The organism is Zhongshania aquimaris, from assembly GCF_019312595.1.
GTDB lineage: Bacteria > Pseudomonadota > Gammaproteobacteria > Pseudomonadales > Spongiibacteraceae > Spongiibacter > Spongiibacter aquimaris.
Genome location: NZ_JAHWDQ010000001.1, coordinates 1,818,488 through 1,839,231, shown reverse-complemented (window position 1 = coordinate 1,839,231; position 20,744 = coordinate 1,818,488). Strand labels below are relative to the sequence as shown.

The 20,744-nt window shown below is 48.9% G+C and carries 17 protein-coding genes; 12 read left to right on the top strand and 5 right to left on the bottom strand.

The window, feature by feature from the left end:
* The first annotated feature begins 93 nt into the window (after nt 1–93).
* The 5 genes from dtd to KXJ70_RS08335 all read left to right on the top strand — a co-directional run bounded on the left by dtd (nt 94) and on the right by KXJ70_RS08335 (nt 5,288).
* The gene (gene dtd, locus KXJ70_RS08355) at nt 94–531 is read left to right on the top strand and encodes a D-aminoacyl-tRNA deacylase (RefSeq protein ID WP_219042953.1); all 438 of its coding nucleotides are present in this window, start codon (nt 94–96) and stop codon (nt 529–531) included.
* 133 nt (nt 532–664) lie between these two features.
* A complete protein-coding gene (locus KXJ70_RS08350; protein WP_219042952.1) occupies nt 665–1,264 on the top strand; it encodes a hypothetical protein in 600 nt (199 codons plus the stop codon).
* Nucleotides 1,265–1,561: 297 nt separating this feature from the next.
* Nucleotides 1,562–2,350, top strand: coding sequence for a helix-turn-helix domain-containing protein (locus tag KXJ70_RS08345; protein ID WP_219042951.1), 789 nt, complete (start codon nt 1,562–1,564; stop codon nt 2,348–2,350).
* A 158-nt stretch (nt 2,351–2,508) separates the two neighbouring features.
* Complete coding sequence (locus tag KXJ70_RS08340) at nt 2,509–3,777, top strand: alpha/beta hydrolase (RefSeq protein WP_219042950.1); 1,269 nt, start codon at nt 2,509–2,511, stop codon at nt 3,775–3,777.
* A complete protein-coding gene (locus KXJ70_RS08335) occupies nt 3,774–5,288 on the top strand; it encodes a M28 family peptidase (protein WP_219042949.1) in 1,515 nt (504 codons plus the stop codon). The genes KXJ70_RS08340 and KXJ70_RS08335 overlap by 4 nt, the downstream gene beginning before the upstream one ends.
* Before the next feature lie 79 nt (nt 5,289–5,367).
* On the opposite strand, the gene aceK is transcribed toward KXJ70_RS08335, so the two are convergent.
* The 5 genes from aceK to KXJ70_RS08310 all read right to left on the bottom strand — a co-directional run bounded on the left by aceK (nt 5,368) and on the right by KXJ70_RS08310 (nt 11,337).
* Nucleotides 5,368–7,101 carry a bifunctional isocitrate dehydrogenase kinase/phosphatase gene (gene aceK, locus KXJ70_RS08330; RefSeq protein ID WP_219042948.1) on the bottom strand — a complete coding sequence of 578 codons (1,734 nt, stop codon included), beginning with the start codon at nt 7,099–7,101 and terminating at the stop codon, nt 5,368–5,370.
* 207 nt (nt 7,102–7,308) lie between these two features.
* Nucleotides 7,309–8,343, bottom strand: coding sequence for an LLM class F420-dependent oxidoreductase (locus tag KXJ70_RS08325; protein ID WP_219042947.1), 1,035 nt, complete (start codon nt 8,341–8,343; stop codon nt 7,309–7,311).
* A gap of 61 nt (nt 8,344–8,404) precedes the next feature.
* The gene (gene rraA, locus KXJ70_RS08320) at nt 8,405–8,884 is read right to left on the bottom strand and encodes a ribonuclease E activity regulator RraA (protein ID WP_219042946.1); all 480 of its coding nucleotides are present in this window, start codon (nt 8,882–8,884) and stop codon (nt 8,405–8,407) included.
* 156 nt (nt 8,885–9,040) lie between these two features.
* Nucleotides 9,041–9,604, bottom strand: a complete 564-nt coding sequence (locus tag KXJ70_RS08315) for a hypothetical protein (RefSeq protein ID WP_219042945.1) — start codon at nt 9,602–9,604, stop codon at nt 9,041–9,043.
* Nucleotides 9,605–9,738: 134 nt separating this feature from the next.
* The gene (locus KXJ70_RS08310) at nt 9,739–11,337 is read right to left on the bottom strand and encodes an isocitrate lyase (RefSeq protein ID WP_219042944.1); all 1,599 of its coding nucleotides are present in this window, start codon (nt 11,335–11,337) and stop codon (nt 9,739–9,741) included.
* A 328-nt stretch (nt 11,338–11,665) separates the two neighbouring features.
* On the opposite strand from KXJ70_RS08310, the gene KXJ70_RS08305 reads away from it, so the two are divergent.
* From KXJ70_RS08305 to KXJ70_RS08275, 7 genes are all read left to right on the top strand, one after another.
* A complete protein-coding gene (locus KXJ70_RS08305) occupies nt 11,666–13,849 on the top strand; it encodes a malate synthase G (RefSeq protein WP_219042943.1) in 2,184 nt (727 codons plus the stop codon).
* A 237-nt stretch (nt 13,850–14,086) separates the two neighbouring features.
* Nucleotides 14,087–15,040 (top strand): LysR family transcriptional regulator, encoded by a 954-nt coding sequence (locus KXJ70_RS08300; protein ID WP_219042942.1) that lies wholly within the window; start codon nt 14,087–14,089, stop codon nt 15,038–15,040.
* A gap of 162 nt (nt 15,041–15,202) precedes the next feature.
* Nucleotides 15,203–15,688 carry an FKBP-type peptidyl-prolyl cis-trans isomerase gene (locus KXJ70_RS08295; RefSeq protein ID WP_219042941.1) on the top strand — a complete coding sequence of 162 codons (486 nt, stop codon included), beginning with the start codon at nt 15,203–15,205 and terminating at the stop codon, nt 15,686–15,688.
* 179 nt (nt 15,689–15,867) lie between these two features.
* A complete protein-coding gene (locus KXJ70_RS08290) occupies nt 15,868–16,770 on the top strand; it encodes a phosphoribulokinase (protein ID WP_219042940.1) in 903 nt (300 codons plus the stop codon).
* On the top strand, nt 16,767–17,588 hold the full coding sequence (locus KXJ70_RS08285; protein WP_219042939.1) for an HAD-IIB family hydrolase: 822 nt from the start codon (nt 16,767–16,769) through the stop codon (nt 17,586–17,588). The genes KXJ70_RS08290 and KXJ70_RS08285 overlap by 4 nt, the downstream gene beginning before the upstream one ends.
* Before the next feature lie 65 nt (nt 17,589–17,653).
* Nucleotides 17,654–18,874 (top strand): glycosyltransferase family protein, encoded by a 1,221-nt coding sequence (locus tag KXJ70_RS08280; protein ID WP_219042938.1) that lies wholly within the window; start codon nt 17,654–17,656, stop codon nt 18,872–18,874.
* Nucleotides 18,875–20,650: a sugar phosphorylase gene (locus KXJ70_RS08275; RefSeq protein ID WP_219042937.1), complete on the top strand. Its 1,776-nt coding sequence runs from the start codon at nt 18,875–18,877 to the stop codon at nt 20,648–20,650.
* The last annotated feature ends 94 nt before the right edge of the window (nt 20,651–20,744 follow it).

The window sequence follows — 20,744 nt, the reverse complement described above, 5'->3', positions numbered from 1 at the left end:
TTGCATCCGCTGTCTCGCCAACGTTTTTCAACAGCCTGCTAGTGTGTTCATCGCAGTGGTAGGGATCAAATAAATTTGAAAATTAGGGTGTGAATGAAAGCGTTACTACAGCGTGTACGGTTTGCGAAAGTTGAAGTTGATGGGTTATGCGTTGCCGAAATAGAGCAGGGCTTGCTGGTTTTTCTGGGTGTCGAGAAGGACGATAGTGAAGAGCAGGCTGCCAAACTGATTAGCAGGCTACTTGCGTATCGAATTTTCGCCGATGACGAAGGAAGGATGAATAAGTCAGTCACAGATATTAATGGCGGGGTGCTGTTGGTGTCGCAATTTACTTTGGCGGCAGACACTAAAAAAGGATTGCGTCCGGGATTCTCTACTGCGGCTGACCCTGTTCGCGCAGAAAATTTATATGATTATGCCGTCGAGGATTTGAGCGCAAAACACGCTAATGTTGCATTTGGTCGGTTTGCTGCCGATATGCAAATCAGTTTGCTCAATGATGGTCCGGTGACGTTTTTGCTAGAAGCTTAGAGTGATATTTGGGCTTCTTAAAAAGTTCACTTTAGTTTTCGTAAAAGTAATAATTCACGTCTGCAAAAAATATTAGGAACTGTTTGCTAAAACACAGTCTAAATCGCTGTCTACATTATGGAGAGCGAAAATCATGTTAAACAAAAAAACGATATTACTTGCGGCGGGTTTCACCAGTGCAATTGCTGCGGGTCCATTATTGGCAAAAGATTTTAGCTACACTTATGTTGAAGGTGGTTACGCTGATGTTGAAGTTGACAACGACGATGCCGATCAAATTTATGGCGGTGGCTCATTAGCTTTGGATCGGAATATCTTTGTTCGCGGTTCAATTGGGAACCTCGATTACAACAGGAATTTAGAGTTTGATACCGTGAGTATAGGTGTCGGTACTCCGAGAAAGCTATCTGATCGCAGCGATTTAGTGATGGCTTTAGATTATAGTTTTGCTGAATCAGAAAGCACTAATCCCGCGTTAGATAATATTGATGTCGATACGTTAACCGGTAGCGTCATGTCACGTACGTGGCTTACCAATAATATTGAAGGCAACTTGAGTGCAGGTTTGGCATATCAAGATGTGGACGGTGACTCTGATGCAGGTGCAGTATTAGGCGCAGGTTTGCGTGTCTATATTGTTCCGCAGTTTTCAGTAGCGGGTAATATCAGCCGTAGTTTTGTGGGTGACTACGATACCGATTCAGTAGGTATCAATGCGCGCTTGGCGTTTTAAGTTTTTTAAATTGTTTTGTCTTTGACCCTTCTAGAAGGTGCATTGACGGTACTACAAAATCCTCGCCACTGGCGGGGATTTTTTTATATTATACTTTTGGCTGCCAATGCTTCGGTATCTATTCCCAGTGCGTGTAAAGGCACTATCTGAGGAATTAAATAGTAAATACAGATGGGCTTTGTTAGCAAATATGCCCGCTAAACCTCTACTTAGATAAGGTTTAGGTCTATAGTGCATAAACTATAATTAAAAATAAATGTGTGAGTTTGGGTGGTTGTTAAAACGAAAGATAGCAATATGCGAGAGCCCGTAGTAGAGGGAGTAAAGCTCTACTATTGGCATGGCGGTTTGCTGTTACTGGCGAAATCCTTAGTGCTTCATAGGCCGACTACATCGATTGCCGCCACCTTGCGAATTGCACTTCGCGAACCTTATACAATTGACGTAGATGGACAGCGGTTGAGCACTCGGGCGTCGATAGTTGCACCTAAGAGTCGTCGTGCAAGTGTAGAGGCTCGTGATAGCGATATGGCGCTTTTTTATCTCCCCATAGAGCGGCCTGAGTATGGTGGTTTGAGACGTCGTTTAGGGAATGAGTCTGTTGTCGAATTGGAATTGGATGACTTTAGTCCGGTATTGCCCAAATTGCAGCAGGCTTTTGACGGGAAGTTGGCTGGCTCTGATGTTAAGGCGCTTGCCTATGAAACCTTAGGTATTCTAGTTGGATCGAATACGGAAATTGCGCCAATGGATCCACGTATTGTGAGGAGCTGTGAAATATTAGCCACGTTGCCTCTAAATGAATTTAATATTGAGGCAATTGCGCAACAAGTTAATTTGTCTTCGTCGAGATTGCGAAGTCTTTTTAAACAAACTATCGGTCACTCGATCGGTGAATACGCACGATGGTCAGCGGTGTGGCAGGCGTTAGGTCAGTACACACAAGGCCGAACCTTCACTGATGTCGCCATGGATGCTGGCTTTTTTGATCTTGCCCACGTAAGCAGAAATTTCGTCGAGGTTTTTGGTATCAGCCCTACGTTGGCGGTTGACTCAAACGTTGTTGAGCGTCACTACGTCCCTTAAGGTTCTTTAATTAAAAGCTATTTACCGCCATTTTCACCATATTTTCTACGATGTAATTCAATAATAGTCATTTCATACAAGTCAGCCCACATAGGCTGTGAAATCATGGTTACTTAGATTAATAAAAGTCGGAAATAGACCGACTTAAGGGTAAGTCCATGATACATATAAAAATTATTGAGGCTTTTCTTTTAGCCTTGACAATCACTCTATCGTCTTCAAATGCGTGGAGTGGGCTGCTTTCCAGCTTAATCATTTATAGCGGTAATCAACATCCACTCCCAGATACGCCACAAGAGCGCATTCCTGGCGTTGTAGCGCAGGGTTGGCAAGCTCGTCCACCAGGAACAATTATTGATATTTTTGACGCACCCGCTTCAAGTCAAGTTGAAGGCGCGGCCAAATCATTTTTTGTGCGCTACACAACGATAAGTGTGAAGGGTTTGCCGGTTCTGGCATCAGGATTGGTGTTGATACCTGAGGCAGTACATTATGCGACTGGCGACTGGCCCTTGGTCGTTTACGGCCATATGACGACAGGTATGGCTGATGCCTGCGCGCCAACCCACGGTATTGCCGAGTCTAATGAATTGCGTCGAATGCAGCAGGGCGATGAGCTGGCGCGTCAACTCTTAAGTCGGGGGGTTGTGGTCGCGAGACCCGATTACGAGGGGATTGGTGAACCTGGTCCGCATCCATATTTGAGGGGGGATTCACTTGCACGCAGCATGCGGGATATGGCCTCGGCGGTAGCTGGTTACTGGGGTGAGATCGGGGATAAGTGGGTAGCAGCAGGGCATTCTGAGGGGGGTGTCGCAGCCCTCAATACAGGAAGTAGAGAGCATCAAAACGCCAAAGGCCTTAATCTTTTAGGTGTCGCTGCGATCACTCCCGTTACTCAACTGGAGAACCTTATCGCCGCGTTGGAATCATCACCGATCACCGCGCCGGGTGTGGACGTAGCGGTGGCATTGGCGGGATTAGTATTGAAAGGTATCGCCACGGTAGACCCGACCTTTGAGAAGCTGATTCTTCAAGACGGCGGTTTGTCGGAAAGAGCACTGGCGCTGTGGCCTGATCTTGAACGCCTGTGTTTAGAAGACCTCAGTCATGAGACATCCTGGGGCGGTATGTCGCCAGATGAAATGAAAGGGTCGCGCGGGCGCGAGGTGGTAGCCGAAATGCGTCGTGCATTGCAAGAGGACGATGTGCGCTTAATTCCTATGCGCCGCGATATCGCGATTCGAATTGATGCGGGTATTTTAGATGCTGTTGCATTGCTGCCTTTTACCGATCAGTTGGTGCAAGAGTATCGGCAGCAGGGTTATGAGGTTAGCTATGATCGTTGGCCCGCTGACCATTCGCCGACGGCGGACATGGCTGCACCGACGATTGCAAATTGGATTATGGAGCGCTTCGGAAAATGAAGTATTTATCTAAATTAATTAGTGAGTTGTCTGTTCGATCTGCTGATCGCTCACAAGTAAGTGCTATGTTGAGGCGCCGCACGTTTCTGCAGCACTCGGCGTTAGTGGCGACCGCCGTGACATTGCCTGCGGCGTTTGTTGGGTGCAAGTCATCTAGTCAAGGTAGCTCTTCTAACCCTGTCGGCGACGAAGAGTCTGTGTTGCAGTCTGACCCGATGAATCCCGAACGTCTGCACAGTTGGGTGCGCCAGCTCTGTGAGTTTCAACCGCGCTGGGCTGGATATCCTGAAGAGCGGCGCGCCGCTGAATGGTTGGCGGCGAGGCTAAGTGACGCGGGACTGAATACCAAAATTGAGCCCTACTACATGAGAAAGTGGCAGCTCGACGATTGGCGTGTGGGCTTGATACACGACACCTATGAAGAGGAAATTAAAAGTTTTCCGATGTGGTCTACCAAGGGGGGGAGTGGCACCGCCGAATTGATCGATGTTGGATTGGGTAGCGAGCTTGAATTGCTTGCTAGAAACATACAGGGCAAGGCCGTCGTAGTGACCGGTAAGGCTCTGCTAAATGTGTTTGCTACATACAAGGAGACCTACCATCGCGCGGCGGAACTCGGCGCTGTTGCTATGTTTGTTACCTCAGACGCGCCAGATAACCTTATTCGGCCAACCAGCTCTGGTCAGAATTATTTAGATGATAATGAAATCCCCGCCTTTCAATTAGGCGCACAGGACCTAGCTCGGCTACGCGATGCTGCCCGTGATGGTGCTTCGGTCACTTGGCAACTCGATGCCGAACATGTAGACGGCACTACTCACGATGTTGTCGGCCGTTTGCCGGGTTCTGGAGCTGAAGCGGGCCCGATTATGGTTTGTGCTCACTACGATGCGTGGTTTACCGGCGCGCTAGATAACGCGACTGGCGTGGCAGGTCTTATTGGACTAGCAGAACACTTCGCGTCGTTGCCAGTACAGGATCGGCCCCACGATATGATTTTTGTCGGCGTAACGGGGCATGATGTTGGGTTTCCCTATGGAGGTGTTCATCATAGGGTGGACGCTCATCCTGACGAAGTTACCAGCCTCGATTTATTTGTAAATTTAGATCACCTTGCCGCGAAAGGAGAGGAGCATATTTCCGGTACCGGGCTGATTGATATGCTCGGCTTGGTTGTTGAGCGGCCCGGTGATGAAGAACGTATGTTATTCACAACGGCCCACCCAGCACTGGCGCGCACCTTCCTACCTTATCTTGTTAAGTATGGCCTTTTGGCCGGGGTATTACCGACTATACCCACTGTTAACGCTAACAGTGATTTAGAGGGTGCGATGGGCGAGATCGGTGTGCCAAGCGTTAATCTCACCATGGCGACGCCACACTATCACACCGAGGAGGATACACCCGATCGTATTCCCGCTGAGCAATTATCTCGGGCAGTGAGTGCCCACAGAGATTTTCTGGAGGATATGCAAGGCATGAGTCGTGGGCAAATCATGTCGCCATTGTAGTTAAGTATGAGAGATATTCTGTTGGATTGATCCCGCTGATACTGTTCCTGGTGTCAGCGGGGTCAATTTAAAAGACGCATTAGATAGAGTGGCGCTGCTGAAAGCGTTGTTTTTTCCGATAGGGGAATACGTCGGCGACATAGCCGTTGCGAATTGTTTCCTGTAATCCGCGCCAATACTCGGGGTCATACAGTTCGCTGTGTAACCTGTCAAAAACTTTTTTGGCACGCTGATTGCCTGAGAAAAATAATCTAAATTCCTCTGGAAAAACGTCCTCCGGTTTCACTTCATACCATGGCTGGGTTGCCATTGCTTGCTCGTCGTTTTTCGGTTCAGGTAGCTTACGGAAATTACAATCGGTGAGGGGGCAAATTTCGTCGTAATCATAGAAAACAACGCGGCCGTGACGGGTAACACCAAAGTTTTTTAGCAGCATATCACCGGGGAAAATATTACCCGCTGCAAGCTGTTTAATTGCGTTGCCATACTCGCCCATGACACTTTCTAATTGTTGCTCATCACAATTTTTAAGATATAAATTTAACGGTATCATTTTGCGTTCTATGTACACATGTTTGAGTAGCAGTGCGTTGCCGCTCACTCTTATTTTCGAGGGTGCTTCTTTCTCAAGTTCAGCAATTAATTCATCAGAAAAACGACGGCGATCAAAAGCCAAATTATTAAATTCCTGAGTGTCGGCCATGCGGCCGCCGCGATCCCAGCGCTTTACTAGGCTATAGCATTGACGCACGTGTTCTTGGCTCATGTCTTTGGGTGGGGTAAAGCGATCTTTTATTACTTTGTAGACGTAGCCAAAATCAGGGCGAGTAAACACTAGCATAACCATGCCCTTTATACCGGGTGCGATAATATAGGGTTCTTCACTACTCGCAGTGTCTTCAACAGCAAAGCGATAGAACTCGGTTTTGCCGTGCTTGGGCATGCCAATGGCACTGTAAAGTTCGAAGATTTCTTTGTTGGGCATCAGCCGATGCAAGAAGGCGATGTATTCCGAGGGTATGGATGTATCCACCATGAAATAGCTGCGGCTAAAACTAAATAAAATAGAAATATCGTCGGGATCATATAAAACGGTATCGACGAAAATGGATTTGTTTTCGCTGTGAAGGATAGGTAGCACAAAGGGCATATTGAAATCGCCACTGACAATACGGCCAACTAAATAGGCAGCTTTATTTCGAAAGAATAGTGACTCCAGGGTTTCGACATAGACCTCTTTGTCTTTATCGCGAATTTTTGGAATGAGTTCGCGGTTAACGACTTTCATAATAAAGCTGACGTCGCGCTGCTGGTCTTCCCAGGGAATATTAAATTCACAGTCATCTAGCATCGAGCGAACGATATCGGCGGCATTGTCACCGTCAAAACGGTAGCGCTTTAATATGGAATTGCTGGCGATGGGCGGACGTTCTTGGCTGGAGCTGAGTGCGAAAGTATGGATGTCGCGAATTTTTTCGTGGTCGAAGACATAGCAGTAAATAGAGTTAAAAAATGATTGGGCAATTTCGTAATTGTCGTGGCCCTGAATAAGCTGCGCGTATTCTTGCTTGGCAATTTCCCAGTTGTCGCGATCTTCAACACTGCCGCCGGTAATGGTGTAGGCCGCTTCGGCCACGATGGAGCGCTTTTGTTTCCACAGCGCGAGACGATCGCGAATAGCCTTCTGTGCTCCGTGCCAGTCGGCCGCTTCAAAGCGAGCTTGGGCTCCGAGAGTGATATTTTTGTACTCTGCGAAAAACGCATCAAAGCCATTCAAAATGGCCATGGCAAGCCGACGGGTATTTGTGGTCACGTTGTTGGGTTGTCCTTGTGTGTTGCCATTAGTTTGTTGCTATACGCCGGACGGGAGATGAGGGCGCAGATTGACGTTTGGCGTCGGATGGTCGACGAAAAATAAACACGCATTGCTTGATCATAGCATGTGTGTGATCAATTATTTTCCGACTTCCGACTTCCGACTTCCGACTTCCGACTTCCGACTTCCGCCAAGCGTCTCCCATTAAAGGAAGCAATCCGCCATCACTTCCATCGCTTCTGGCTGCGCGCAGTTGAGCAGCATAGAATTTACTTCGCCGCGCTTTGATGCGGCTTTCCAGTCAGCCGCACGCTCGCGAATACGCGCTTCCGGTCCGACTAAGGCGATTTCGTCTACGAGGGCGTCTGGTATGGCGTTGCGAGCCTCGTCTTTTTTGCCAGCCAAGTACAAATCTTGTACTTGCTCCGCCGCGTCACCGTAGCCCATGCGTGAGGCGTAATCGGTGTAGAAGTTTTTACCTTTGGCGCCCATGCCGCCAATATAAAGTGCAAGGAAGTCTTTAATAAAGTAGCGACAGCCGTCGATATTGTCGTCCATGATGACGCCAACAAAAGGCGCTACATCGAAGTCTGCTTTATTGCGACCGCTTTTCTCTAGGCCTTTTGTAATGCTTGGTTCAAGCACAGAGTATTTTTCTGGGCTCATCCACACCGGAAATACACCATCAGCAACCTCCGCTGAGGCGCTAACGCCTGCAGGTGTAATCGATGCTGTGTAAATCGGGATGCTTGGGTCGCCATGTAAAATTGATTTTAAGGGCTTGCCGAGGCCTGTCGCGCCAGGTCCTTTATACGGCATTTGGTACATGCCACCGTCAAATTCTACCGGGCCTTCGCGCTCGAAAATCTTTTTCATGATTTGAATATACTCGCGGGTACGAGTAACAGGTTTACCGTAGGGTACACCATGCCATCCTTCTACTACTTGGGGGCCGGATGCACCAAGCCCAACAATAAAGCGTCCGCAGGATAGTTGGTCTAGGCTCATGGCCGTCATTGCGCACATGGCGGGAGTGCGCGCTGGCATTTGCATGATGGCAGTACCGACTTTGATTTTGCTGGTTTGCGCCAATATCCATGCTGCGGGAGTAACGGCGTCTGAACCGTAGGCTTCGGCGGTCCACACCGAGTCGAAGCCGAGTGCTTCAGCTTTTTTTACGGTGTCCATTGGCAGTGATAACTTTGCCCCAGAGTAGCCGAGTAATAGTCCGAGTTTCATGTGCGTCTCCCGCATTTCATTTTTATAGTTTAGTGGATTACAGCGTTGCGTATTTCATTGCTTACAAGGCCTTTTCTGACACGATAATACCGCTTAGGTCGGCGTAAAGGTATTCGCCGGGGCGAATAATGCTGCCGCCGAATTCGATTTGCACATCGCAGCGGCCATCGCCTAATTTTTCCGTTTTGCGGGGTACGCTGCCGAGCGCCATGATACCGATAGGCATTGGGGCAATCTCCTCTACGTCGCGAAGATAGCCGTAAATAACGATGCCGGCCCAGCCATTATCTACTGCTGCTTTAGCTAGGTTGTCGCCCAATAGTGAGCGCCGCGGTGACGCACCGCCGTCGATCACCAGTACTCGGCCATTGCCTGCTTCTTTTACGCGCTCGGCAACTTTGGAATTGTCTTCAAAGCATTTTATGGTAGCGATTTGGCCGCTGAAGTTTTGCTTGCCGCCATAGTGTCGAAATTGCCCTTCAATAACGCGAACCTTGTCGCCATGTTCATCGCAGAGATCGGGGGTGGATACAGTAGGCATGATTTGCTCCTGTGTTCTGGTTTGCCCTGGAAAATAGGCTTAATAGATTTGTCATTGTTTTGTATCTGACGGCTGGCGTCCAGTATCTTTGTAAGAAAGGCTAATATTCTGGTCACCGTATTCTTTAATGCACCTGTCTTAAGTTAGCTGTGATCCTCAGCCGGTAATGACTTCGATGCAGGCGGCGTCAATGTCCGCGTCAAAATAGGCCATACCTAATATATTTAAATACTCGAGGCGGTTTGCCTTCATTAGGTCAATCCCAGGCATGTCGTAACCATTTTCCTGGTAAATTCCGGCCAGGAACGCCATAAATTCTTCACCTTCTTTCAAAAGTAGCAAGCTTGCGGCACCTACGTCCGGTTTCACTTTCTTATTTAGTTCGTTTGGGAGTGTGATACCAAATACTGCGGGCTGCTCGTCGCCCTCAATGCGGACGCTGCGGTTTCGCACCGTTTGCTGTGCCCAGTAAAATGCGACTTCTTTGCTTGGTGTTAAAAACACGGGCTCAATAGATTCTGTATAGCTATTGCCGATGGTTGCCATGGTTTTTTTGGCGGCATCTTTCAGCGCTTTGTCACCTGAGCGCTTCACGCCCTGCTGTTTGATTGAGTCGACCAGCGCAGATGAGGTGCCGTGATACCAGATGTTGCTCGCCGCAAATCCTTGGTCACTCAGCACATCTTTTGCGTCTTTAAGAAACGTAGGTGTATCAGTCATAATTGAAATCACTTAATCAGGTTTAGGTCGTTATCCTATTCTATTAATAAAAAAGGCGACACCTTTTGCAAGGGGCCGCCTTTTTTTCATCGTCAGAGTGTCTGGCGATGAGGTGTGCCAAACGCTAATTCAACTTAGTTGAACTGGTTAGACGTGTTTTTCGCGCCACCCGCTTTCAGTGCAAGTTCGCCGGCATAGTATTCTTTGTGGTCGTCACCCATGTCTGAGCCAGACATGTTTTGGTGCTTAACACAGGCAATGCCTTGACGGATTTCTTTGCGCTGTACGCCAGCAACATAACCCAGCATACCTTGCTCACCGAAGTACTCTTTTGCAAGGTTGTCAGTAGACAATGCTGCAGTGTGGTAAGTAGGCAGAGTGATCAAGTGGTGGAATACGTTCGCTTCGCGAGCAGTATCTGCTTGGAAAGTCTTGATACGTGCATCAGCAACGGCAGCCAATTCAGTTTCGTCGTATTCAGCTGACATTAGGTTCGCACGATCGTAAGCAGATACGTCTTTGCCTTCAGCGGTCCAAGTGTCGAACGTTTGTTGACGGAAGTTCAGAGTCCAGTTGAAAGAAGGAGAGTTGTTGTAAACCAACTTCGCATTTGGGTGTACTTTACGAACTTCGTCCATCATGCCTTTGATTTCGTGAACAGTCGGAACGGCAGTTTCAATCCAAAGCAGGTCAGCGCCAGCGTTGATCGCTTCGATACAGTCAAATACGCAACGCTCGTGGCCAGTGCCTTCGCGGAACTGGTACAAACCAGAAGGTAAACGCTTAGGACGAACCAGCTTGCCGTTACGGTTGAAGCAGACATCGCCTTCAGCCATGTCAGCTACGTCGATTTCTTCAACGTCTAGGAACGAGTTGTATACGTCGCCTTGGTCGCCAGGTTGTTTAACAACAGCGATTTCTTTAGTAAGGCCAGCGCCTTCAGAGTCGGTACGTGCAACAATAACACCGTTGTCGACACCCAATTCCAAGAAAGCGTAACGCAAAGCGCGCAGCTTGGTGTGGAAGTCGGCGTGAGGCACGGTTACTTTGCCGTCTTGGTGACCGCACTGCTTTTCGTCAGCAACTTGGTTTTCGATCTGCAAGCAGCAAGCGCCAGCTTCGATCATTTGCTTAGCCATTAGGTAAGTCGCTTCTGCATTACCGAAACCAGCGTCGATATCGGCAACAATTGGTACTACGTGAGTAACGTGGTTGTCGATTTGATCTTGGATTTTAGCTTCTTCAGCCTTGTCACCAGCTTCGCGAGCAGCGTCTAGTGCGCGGAACAAGCCGCCCAATTCACGTGCATCAGCTTGGCGTAAGAAGGTGTAAAGCTCACGTACTAGGTCAGCAACAACTGTTTTTTCGTGCATTGACTGGTCAGGCAGAGGACCGAACGAAGAGCGCAGTGCTGCAACCATCCAACCAGAAAGGTACAAGTAACGACGGTCAGTTTTGCCGTTGAAGTGCTTCTTAATAGAAATCATCTTCTGTTGACCGATAAAGCCGTGCCAGCAACCCAGTGACTGGGTGTATTTGGTTTTGTCTTTGTCAAACGCGGCCATGTCTGCACGCATGATGTCGGCAGTATATTTGGCGATGTCTAAACCGGTTTTAAATTTGTTCTGGGCACGCATACGTGCTGCAGATTCGGGGTTGATGGCGTCCCAGCTGCTGCCAGCTTGTTCTTTAAGAGAGGCAACTGCCTGGATGTCTGCGTCTAGAGTTGACATATGTGGTCCCTATTTTGTTGCGGGTTGGGTTATTAACGTTGGCAAGTTTACGCTCGGCGTTTAAATTTTTCTAATTTATAGTTATTATGCTCGATATTCATTTTAAAAATAATGTTTGCGGCAGAGCTTTTGAAGGGCTATATAGTTCTTGAGCACAATATTTGCAAATCGCACTGGTCGCGCACTGCCTTATTATAGCCTTGTGATTCGCTTTAAGTATTCATAGTAAAAATAACAGTGATAATATGGATAAATTTGCAGAATTATCCTTAGCTGCTAGGATAGTGTCCCTAAATCATGCCAAATTACCTTATAGATAGGAGTGTTTATGTCTTCGGCCATTTCCAGAGTACAGCACAGCGGACTTCAAATTGCCGATGTACTTTATCGCTTGGTGAATGATGAAGTCGCTCCTGGTACAGGCATTAGCTCCGACACGTTTTGGTCGGCATTTGCTGATATCTTAAAAGACTTGGCGCCGAAAAATCGTGAATTGCTGCAGAAACGCGAACGAATTCAGACTCAGATTGACGAGTGGCACCGCGCCAACGTAGGCAGCTTTGACGCTACGGCCTACAAGGCGTTTTTGCAAGAAATTAACTACTTACTACCTGAGCCAGCGGACTTTAGCGTCGCCACTGAAAATGTAGACGAAGAAATTGCCGCCTTAGCTGGTCCGCAGTTGGTTGTTCCGGTAATGAACGCGCGTTACGCGCTTAACGCAGCAAATGCGCGCTGGGGTAGTTTGTACGATGCGCTCTACGGCACCAATGTAATTTCAGAGGGCGACGGTGCTGATAAAGGCAAAGGCTACAACCCTGTTCGCGGCGCCAAAGTTATCGCCTATGCACGCCAGTTTCTTGATCAACACACGAGCTTGAGCGATGGCAGCCATGCAGACGCGACTTTATATAGCGTAGTTGATGGAGCCTTGGCCGTTACCCTCGCAGATGGCAGTGTGACAGGCTTGGCAGACCCCTCGCAGTTTGTTGGCTATTTAGGTGACGCGGCAGCACCGAGCAATGTATTGCTGGTCAATAATGGCCTGCACATCGATATTCAGATTGATGAGCAGCACCCAATTGGTAAGGACGATGCTGCGCGCGTAAAAGACGTCGTGTTGGAATCGGCTTTAACCACAATTCAAGACTGTGAAGATTCCGTCGCAGCTGTGGATGCTGACGACAAAGTAGAGGTCTACCGCAACTGGCTGGGTCTGATGAAGGGCGACCTTCAAGAGTCATTCATGAAAGGCGGCAAAGAACTTGTTCGCACCCTCGCCGCTGACCGCGTATTTACTGCCGCTGGCGGTGGCGAAACCGTTTTGCATGGTCGTAGTTTGTTGCTGGTGCGTAACGTAGGTCACTTGATGACCAATGGCGCCATTATCGATGCTGATGGTTTTGAAGTGCCAGAAGGCATTATGGATGCCATGGTAACTGTGTTGGCCGCCATGCATGATCTTAAACAAACAGGTGCTTTGCGCAATTCACGTGCTGGTAGTGTGTATATAGTTAAGCCGAAAATGCACGGGCCTGAGGAAGTCGCCTTCGCTGCGGAATTGTTCTCGCGGGTTGAAGATGCCTTTGGCCTTGCGCGCAACACCTTAAAAATCGGCATCATGGATGAAGAGCGTCGCACCACAGTAAACTTGAAAGCCTGTATTGCGGCAGTGCCTGAGCGCGTTATTTTTATTAATACGGGCTTCCTTGATCGCACCGGTGATGAGATCCACACCAGCATGGAAGCGGGCCCCTTTGTTCGCAAAGCGGATATGAAACAGCAGGCGTGGATCAAAGCCTATGAAGATTGGAATGTCGATATTGGTTTGGCGTGCGGCTTAAGTGGTCATGCGCAAATTGGTAAAGGCATGTGGGCAATGCCAGACGAAATGGCAGCGATGATGGATGCCAAAATTGGCCACCCGCAAGCCGGCGCAAACTGCGCGTGGGTACCGTCGCCAACAGCAGCAACTTTGCACGTCATGCATTACCACCGAGTAAACGTATTGTCCGTGCAGGAGCAGTTGGCCAGCCGTCAGCGCGCAGCGCTAGATGATATTTTGACGTTCCCTGTGGCGCAGAATCCAAATTGGAGCGCGGAAGAAATCCAGCAAGAGTTAGATAACAATGCCCAAGGTATGTTGGGCTATGTTGTGCGCTGGATCGACAATGGCGTGGGCTGCTCAAAAGTGCCAGATATTAACGATGTGGGTTTGATGGAAGACCGCGCGACACTGCGCATATCTAGCCAGCACATCGCCAACTGGTTGCGTCACGGTATCTGTTCAGAGGCGCAGGTGCTAGAAACATTGAAGCGCATGGCGGCGGTGGTTGACCGCCAAAATGCGAGCGATGCTGACTACACGCCAATGGCTGATAATTTTGACGACAGTGTCGCTTTTCAGGCGGCTTTGGAGCTAGTTCTAAAAGGCTGCGAACAGCCAAGCGGCTATACAGAACCCGTTTTACATCGTCGCCGTATTGAATACAAAGCAAAGCACGCGAGCTAAGTTTTTATAGAACTCGCATCTTGTAACAGTTCCTGTCAGTGAGGCTTGGCCCGGATTTTCCGGGCCTTTTTTTTGTGAAGTCAGATGTCGGGTGTCTGAAGTTTGACGTGTGTTTAACGGTCTTTATGTCCGACATCAGGCGTCCAGCCGCCAGCTTGTTTTGCAGCCTCTGGCAGTAAAGCTTTAAAATGCCCATAATCACGTAAAACTATTAAACCCAGCGGAGTTATTCTTGCTATGAATCTGTCGCGTATTGACCTAAATCTGCTTGTCTATCTCGACGTATTGTTGCGGGAGAAAAATGTTACCCGCGCTGCGGAGCAGCTGGGTATCACTCAACCGGCGTTGAGTAACGGTTTGCGGCGCTTGCGCGATTTATTCAATGACCCACTATTGGTTAGAACTAGTGAGGGCATGACTCCCACCGAGCGGGCAGTCGAATTACAGCCGCAGGTGCGTACTATATTGTCGTCGGTTGAGCAGGCGGTGTTGCCGGTATCCGATTTTGAAGTGACCAAGAGCACCCGTGTGTTTCGGATTATGGCCAGCGACTACGCGGAGTCCACTCTGTTGGCGCCGCTGTTGTTCAAGCTGCGTGACGAAGCGCCCAATATCACACTGGACGTCCTTACGCCAAGTGATGTGACCTTTCAAGATTTAGAGCAGGGCAAAATTGATATGGCGATCAACCGTTTTGATCGTCTACCCCAGTCCTTTCACCAAGCCACGGTGTGGCGAGACAGCTTTTCGTGCTTGATGAGCAGCGAGAACAAGGCCCTCGACAATTTTGATATGGATGCGTTTTTGGCAGCGCCCCATATTTGGGTAAGCAAAACCGGTATGGGCGTAGGGCGAGGAATGAGCCAGCGCGACAGCCAACGCTTAGGTTGGGTAGATGAAGCCTTGGCTGAATGTGGTCACGAGCGCCAAATTCGCGTGTTTACTCGTCACTATCAAGTGGCCGCATTGTTAGCGAAACACCCGGATCTGATCGCAACCTTGCCGACCCAAGTTGCCCGTTTATATGACGAAGATCCACGGTTGGCGATTCGCAAGCCGCCATTTATGATAATTCCAATTGAGTTGAAGCTGGCGTGGAGCCCGCTGCTGCAACACGATCCTGGTCATATTTGGCTGCGTCGTCGAATTGTTGAAGTTGGCCAAGCTATTACCGATCCCAGCGGCGGTTGAAGATTTTGGCTCTAGGCGCGCGGTGAATTATCTTCGGTCTGGCGCGTCGATATTGGCGATTAGGTCGTTAATGTCGTGCAATACCCAATAAATTGAGGCTCTCGCGTGACCTCGTCGGGCAAAACTGTCATGCTTGTCGGCTTATTTTAACGGGAGGCTCCCATGATTATTGCTAATGATAGCGTAGTGGCGTTTCACTACACCCTGACTGACGACAACGGCACTGAAATTGATTCTTCAAAAGGTCAGGAACCACTAACGTATCTTCACGGCCACGGCGGCATCATCCCAGGTCTTGAGCGTGAATTGGCGGGTAAAACCACCGGCGACGCAATGAAAGTAACGGTACAGCCAGCTGATGGTTACGGTGAACTCAATCCGGAATTGATTCAACCTGTTCCACGCGCAGCGTTCCAAGGTGTTGATCAAATCGAAGTCGGCATGCAGTTTCAAGCGCAGGGCCAGGGCGGTCAAATGCAGACAGTGGTTGTGAAAGAAGTAGACGATGAAAATGTCACCGTTGATGCTAACCATCCACTAGCGGGTCAAGTCTTGAATTTTGACGTGAGTATTGAGTCTGTTCGCGCTGCAAGCGAAGAAGAGCTAAGCCACGGCCATGTTCATGGCGCGGGCGGCCACCAGCACTAATTGCGGACTGACTATAGAAAGAGGCCATGCGGCCTCTTTTTTTTGCTCGTCACTTTTCGCAACTCAACTAACTTCACTTTTTCGCTCAATACTGGCAAGAAACCTGCTTAATTTGCTTGTAGTACTTAGCTGTCAAAATAGTCTAAGGTAATACAACAACGCTTGGCCGGAGAGAGATTTTGCCTAAGGATGCCCTGAGCGAATTTCTTGAAAGAGAGAAATTGCCCGATAGTTATCGGGAACAGGCCCAAAAGAATTTTATTCCATTCATAGAAACGCTTCGGCCTTTGCTGGGGGCTGAGGGGCGTGTTCCCGTACTCGGTATTTATGGTTCGCAGGGTAGCGGAAAATCGACCTTGGCCGAGTTTATACATTGGTATTTGCAAGAGCGAGAAGGTCTAAATATAGCCCTATTATCGCTGGATGACTTTTACCTAAGGGCTGTGCAGCGTAAAGAACTCGCCAGCACAACACACCCCTTGTTGCGAACCCGCGGCGTTCCGGGGACCCACGATATTCCTTTGGCCTTGAATACCCTTGCTAAGTTGCGGTTGCTTAAACGCGATGAAACCATGCGCTTGCCGCGATTTGATAAAGCCCGGGACGACCGCGCACCCGAAGCGGCGTGGCCAACAGTAAATGGGCCGATTGATCTCATTGTGTTCGAAGGCTGGTGTGTGGGTGCGAGCCCGCAATCACCTGCTGAATTAACGTTGCCGGTGAATGATCTAGAACGGTTAGAAGATAGCGATGGTGGCTGGCGAGGCTATGTGAATAGTTGCCTGGCTGCCGACTACCAAGTGTTGTTCGGTGAAATTGATTATTTACTTATGTTGAGCGCCCCGAGTTTTGCGTGTGTCGCTGGTTGGCGGAGTGAGCAAGAGAGAAAATTAGCCCAGCGCCAGACGGATGCTGCGGCCGCCAAAGGCGTAATGAGTCAGCAAGAAATTCTACGATTTATACAGCACTATGAACGATTAACGACGCACTGCCTGAAGACACTTGCCGCGAAGGCTGATTGCGTAATGGCGCTAGGTGAGCAGCGCGAAATACTGAACGTGACGTATAGGGAGGATAGATGACCGAGTTATCGACGAAGGATGTGATCTTCACCGATCTCGATGGCACCTTGTTAGATCATGATAGCTATTCATTTGCCGCTGCCGCACCTGCATTGGCCCAGATTGCTGCACAGTCGATAGTCTGGGTATTAAACACCAGCAAAACCAGCGCGGAATTGCATCCGCTTTCCCAGCGACTGGCTAACCCCTATCCCTATATTGTTGAGAACGGCGCGGCGGTGGTGGTGCCCAAGAGTTGTGATTTACTGGCCGATGTTGAGATGGAATTAATCGACGGAGCGAGGCATAAGCGTTTTGCGCCGCACCGCAGTGACATCCTAGTTTTGCTTCATCGCTGGCGCGCGGATAAGGGCTATAAATTTTCCGGATTCAGCGATTTTGATGTTGCTGCCCTGCAGGAAATTACCGGCTTGGAGCAGGCCGACGCTGAGCTAGCGCTGCGGCGCGATTATTCTGAACCGATTTGCTGGGAGGACAGCGACGAGCGTTGGCTGCAGTTTTGTGAAGACTTAAAAAGTGCAGGTCTGCAAGCGCTAAAGGGCGGCCGCTTTCACCATATTATGGGGCCAACAAACAAGGGCGTGGCGATGTCGTGGCTGGTTTCTTGCTTATATCCCACAGGCGCCAGACCACGGGTGATTGCCTTGGGTGACAGTGGCAACGATGTGGCGATGTTGGCGGCGGCTGATATCGGCGTTGTTATAAGGTCAGAGCATCATCCTGCGCCTGAAGTAAAAAATCCGCAGGGCGAGATTATGTGCACTGAGCAATACGGTCCTGCTGGCTGGAACGAGGCACTTTTAAACTTATTAGCGTGATTCCTTTTGCAAGTGCATTTTGGCAAAGTTGTTAAAACCAAATTAAAAAATAAAATGAGATTTTTATGGGCGATTTTTATCAAAACGGCATTATCACTACGCTACACAATTTGGTCGACCGACCTGTGGCGGAGTTAGAGGCAGAGTTACTCACATTTTCTAAACGGCGGCCAATGGCCTTAATTCTACCATCGCTGTTTTCTGAACTTGAAGGCACAGCCTTGCCGGCGATTATCGATGAAATTGCAAAAGTAGATTACATCGATGAAATTATCATTGGTCTTGATCAGGCAAACGAAGAACAGTATCGCCATGCATTGAAATTTTTCAGCAGACTGCCTCAGCGTCATCGCGTACTATGGAATGACGGCCCGCGTTTGCAGGCGATAGACCAGCGTCTCAAATCCCGCGGTTTGTCGCCCGCAGAGCCAGGTAAGGGCCGCAATGTGTGGTTTTGTATCGGCTATATACAAGCCTCTGGGCGGGCGGAGGCAATCGCGCTGCACGACTGCGATATTCTCACCTACGATCGTCGCCTGCTAGCGCAACTATTTTATCCCGTGGCCAATCCCGGTTTTAATTATGAGTTTTGCAAAGGCTATTACGCGCGGGTGGCCGACGGAAAAATAAACGGCAGAGTGAGTCGTTTATTAGTTACACCCCTAATTCGTTCTTTGAAAAAAATATTTGGCTCCCTAGATTATTTAGATTATCTCGACAGCTATCGCTACCCCTTGTCGGGTGAATTCTCCATGCGCAAAGACGTCTTAAACGATTTGCGTATTCCTAGCGATTGGGGATTAGAGATCGGCGTGTTGTCAGAAATGTATCGCAATTATTCCACCAACCGCTTGTGTCAGGTCAATATCGCGGACGTGTACGACCATAAACATCAAGATCTGTCGGAGCAGGATGACAGCGGCGGATTGTCAAAAATGTCTATCGATATCGCCAAAGCGGTGTTCCGCAAACTGGCCACAAATGGCGTGGTGTTCAATAGTGAAACCTTCCGCTCGATCAAGGCAACTTACTACCGCGTGGCTTTAGATTTTGTCGATAGTTATCGCAACGATGCGGTCATGAACGGCTTGGACCTAGACCTCCACGGCGAAGAGCAGGCGGTTGAACTGTTTGCTCAAAATATTGTAAAAGCTGGCAATATGTTTTTAGAAAATCCCATGGAAACCCCGTTTATTCCAAGCTGGAATCGGGTGTGCAGCGCAGAGCCGACTTTATTAGAGGACATGATGGCAGCGGTGGTCGCCGACAATGAGGAGTTTTCTTGAATGACGGAGATAACGCCAGAACAGCATTTACGTGAAAGGCTTAGCGCCCATTTGGAGGTCTTATATCCACACCTCGAAAAAGCCGCTTTGCTGGAAGACATAATTGCATTGATGGCGCTGGATCAACGCTGCTTTATGCCAGAAGCGCATAAAAACCTGTGGGACGAAAGTGACACGCTGGTCATTACCTACGGCGATTCTATTCTGCGCGAGGGCGAATGGCCGCTGCATACCCTGCATGATTTTTTGCGCCGGGAGTTGCGCGGTTTAATTAGCGGCGTGCATATTTTACCGTTTTATCCCTACAGCTCGGACGACGGCTTTTCCGTTATTAACTATGTTGAAGTGAATCCGTCGCTTGGTGACTGGAAGGACATAAATGCTATTGCGCGAGACTTTGACCTAATGGCTGACTTAGTCATTAATCACTGTTCTAGTCGCAGCCTGTGGTTTGAAAATTTTAAACAGCGCCGTGATCCGGGCATGGACTATTTTGTTGAAGTCGATCCCGAAACGGATTTAAGTGAGGTTATCAGGCCTCGCACCAGTCCGCTATTAAATGAGGTGCAAACCCTAGATGGCAAACGCCACGTCTGGTGTACCTTTAGCCACGATCAGGTTGATCTTAATTTTCAAAACCCCACGGTATTATTAGAGTTTGTAAAAATTATTCGCTACTACCTCGACATGGGTGTGAAAATTTTTCGCCTCGATGCCGTTGCATTTTTATGGAAGATTCCCGGCACCACCAGTTTAAATTTGGAACAAACCCACGAGGTCGTGCGCCTTGTTCGAAGCCTTATTGAGCACGCGATCCCTGAGGCCATTATCATTACCGAGACCAATATCCCACTGCGGGAAAATTTAGCCTACTTCGGCAACGCCAATGAAGCGCATTTGGTTTATAACTTCTCGCTGCCGCCCCTATTAATTAACACCATGGTAAGTGGTAGTTGTAAGGCCTTAAAAACCTGGATGATGGGCATGCCCGCTGCGCAGGATGGCACCACTTATTTTAACTTTATTGCCTCCCACGACGGCATCGGCTTACGCCCGGCAGAGGGTTTGTTAGAAGACGCCGAAATAAATCAATTAGTTACCCTTATGCAAAAGAGCGGCGGTCGCGTGTCGTGGCGCGCGCTGGCCAATGGCGAAAATCGCCCCTATGAAATAAACATCAGTTTGTTTGACGCTATGCGCCGGCACCTATACTCCAGTAATGAAAATGACGGCGAAGATGGCTTCCAAGAGCAGCGCTTTATCTGCGCTCATGCCTTGATGCTGGCCGTGCAAGGTGTGCCCGCGTTTTATATTCACAGTCTATTGGCAACGGAGAACGACGAAAACCGCGTATTGCACACCAGCCATAATCGCTCAATAAATCGTCACCAATGGGTGGCGGATGACCTAGAGTCACAGCTCAGCACCGACAGCCATCACGCTAGAATTTTTAATATCCTTAAGGCGCTTATCACACTGCGTTCAACGCAAGCTGCCTTCCATCCCAACGCTGCGCAATACCCTTTGCACCTAGGTGACAAGGTGTTTGGTATTCGTCGCGAGAGTCACAGCACGGGTGCCGCTATTGTTGCGGTTTACAATATAAGCGCAGAGCCGCAGGAAATTTTGTTGTCAGATTTAAATCTTGATGAGTCAGTATCCTGGCAGGATATCTTGATTGATGGCGCTGATATTCGCAGTCAGCACAGCATACTGCTCGCACCTTATGACTATCGTTGGTTGCGTCGTGGTGATGCAGTGGGTGTGCAAAATTAATAAGAATACACCGTAGCATATTCTTGCTTTTCCTCCTCTTACATCAGTGACCTTCACGCTCGAAAAATATGAGCTCGCACCACCGCCCTCCTAT

Coding starts and splice junctions, on each gene's coding strand:
- KXJ70_RS08275 (WP_219042937.1), top strand. CDS start 18,875: ATGACGGAGATAACGCCAGAACAGCATTTACGTGAAAGGCTTAGCGCC.
- KXJ70_RS08350 (WP_219042952.1), top strand. CDS start 665: ATGTTAAACAAAAAAACGATATTACTTGCGGCGGGTTTCACCAGTGCA.
- KXJ70_RS08305 (WP_219042943.1), top strand. CDS start 11,666: ATGTCTTCGGCCATTTCCAGAGTACAGCACAGCGGACTTCAAATTGCC.
- KXJ70_RS08340 (WP_219042950.1), top strand. CDS start 2,509: ATGATACATATAAAAATTATTGAGGCTTTTCTTTTAGCCTTGACAATC.
- KXJ70_RS08335 (WP_219042949.1), top strand. CDS start 3,774: ATGAAGTATTTATCTAAATTAATTAGTGAGTTGTCTGTTCGATCTGCT.
- KXJ70_RS08285 (WP_219042939.1), top strand. CDS start 16,767: ATGACCGAGTTATCGACGAAGGATGTGATCTTCACCGATCTCGATGGC.
- KXJ70_RS08315 (WP_219042945.1), bottom strand. CDS start 9,604: ATGACTGATACACCTACGTTTCTTAAAGACGCAAAAGATGTGCTGAGT.
- KXJ70_RS08300 (WP_219042942.1), top strand. CDS start 14,087: ATGAATCTGTCGCGTATTGACCTAAATCTGCTTGTCTATCTCGACGTA.
- KXJ70_RS08345 (WP_219042951.1), top strand. CDS start 1,562: ATGCGAGAGCCCGTAGTAGAGGGAGTAAAGCTCTACTATTGGCATGGC.
- rraA (WP_219042946.1), bottom strand. CDS start 8,884: ATGCCTACTGTATCCACCCCCGATCTCTGCGATGAACATGGCGACAAG.
- KXJ70_RS08295 (WP_219042941.1), top strand. CDS start 15,203: ATGATTATTGCTAATGATAGCGTAGTGGCGTTTCACTACACCCTGACT.
- dtd (WP_219042953.1), top strand. CDS start 94: ATGAAAGCGTTACTACAGCGTGTACGGTTTGCGAAAGTTGAAGTTGAT.
- KXJ70_RS08310 (WP_219042944.1), bottom strand. CDS start 11,337: ATGTCAACTCTAGACGCAGACATCCAGGCAGTTGCCTCTCTTAAAGAA.
- KXJ70_RS08325 (WP_219042947.1), bottom strand. CDS start 8,343: ATGAAACTCGGACTATTACTCGGCTACTCTGGGGCAAAGTTATCACTG.
- KXJ70_RS08280 (WP_219042938.1), top strand. CDS start 17,654: ATGGGCGATTTTTATCAAAACGGCATTATCACTACGCTACACAATTTG.